This window comes from Micromonospora sp. M51 (assembly GCF_018070305.1).
Lineage (GTDB): Bacteria > Actinomycetota > Actinomycetes > Mycobacteriales > Micromonosporaceae > Micromonospora > Micromonospora parva.
Genome location: NZ_JAGPXZ010001239.1, coordinates 1 through 1055 on the forward strand (window position 1 = coordinate 1; position 1055 = coordinate 1055).

The window sequence follows — 1055 nt, forward strand, 5'->3', positions numbered from 1 at the left end:
GGCTGATCGGACGGGTCAGACGAGCTGGCCGCCGATGACGGAGAGCAAGCGCAGCTTCTCGTCGCTGGGCGACCCGGGCACGGCGGTGAAGACCAACAGCGTCTGCGACTGGTCCGGGTCGACGAGTGTCTGGCAGTGCAGCTCCAACGCCCCGACCTCCGGGTGCGCGAAGTGCTTGGGCGGGCAGTAGCCGGCCGGCACCGGGTGTTCGCGCCACAGCCGCGCGAACTCGACGCTCCGGGCCAGCAGGTCGTCGACGAGCGCGGCGGCCCGTGACCCGCGCCCGTCACGGGTGTACGCGGCGTGCAGGTGCGCCACGAGCAGGCGGCTCTGCGTCTGGTGGTCCTGCGCCGGGTGCAGCTGCCGTGCCGCCGGGTCGGTGAACCAGCGGTGGTGGGCGCTGCGCGCCAGGCCGGTGTACCGGGTCTCGTCACCGAGCAGCGCGACGGCCGGCGCGGTCTGCGCCAGGGTCTCGCCCAGGTGGTTCACCACCTGGGCCGGGGTGTCGTGCATCCGGTCGAGGATCCGCATCATGCCCGGGTTCACGTGATCGGCGCGCAGCGCCCGACGCGGAACCGCGTGCCCGGCGAGCTGGAACAGGTGGTCCCGTTCGGCGAGGGAGAGTCGCAGGCCACGAGCGAGCGCGGCGAGCATCTGCTCCGAGGGGTGCGGCCCACGCTGCTGCTCCAGCCGGCTGTAGTAGTCGGTGGACATCCCGCTCAACGCGGCGACCTCCTCGCGCCGGAGCCCTCCGGTGCGTCGGCGCGGGCCCCGGGGCAGCCCGACGTCCTCGGGCTGTAGGGCCTCGCGGCGGGTGCGCAGGAAGCTCGCGAGTTGGGCGCGGTCCACGATGACTCCGATCGGCAGGTGCCGGGAAACGACCCGGCACATCGAGCGCAACAGCACACCCCCAACCCCGTGTTCCCTCCGCCCCACCCCCCCCCACCCCACCCCCTTCGCGATCTTGCGGTTTCTGTCGGGACATGAGGTGCGTTTCGCCTCATTCCGACGACCGAAAGTGCAAGATCGGCGGGATCAACGGGGTGGGGTGGGGG

1 protein-coding gene is annotated in these 1055 nt (G+C 72.4%); it reads right to left on the reverse strand.

What is annotated here, in order from left to right; translation table 11 throughout:
- Window positions 1-15: 15 nt before the first annotated feature.
- Complete coding sequence (locus KBX53_RS33965) at window positions 16-849, reverse strand: helix-turn-helix transcriptional regulator (RefSeq protein ID WP_210863926.1); 834 nt, start codon at window positions 847-849, stop codon at window positions 16-18.
- Between the last annotated feature and the right edge of the window lie 206 nt (window positions 850-1055).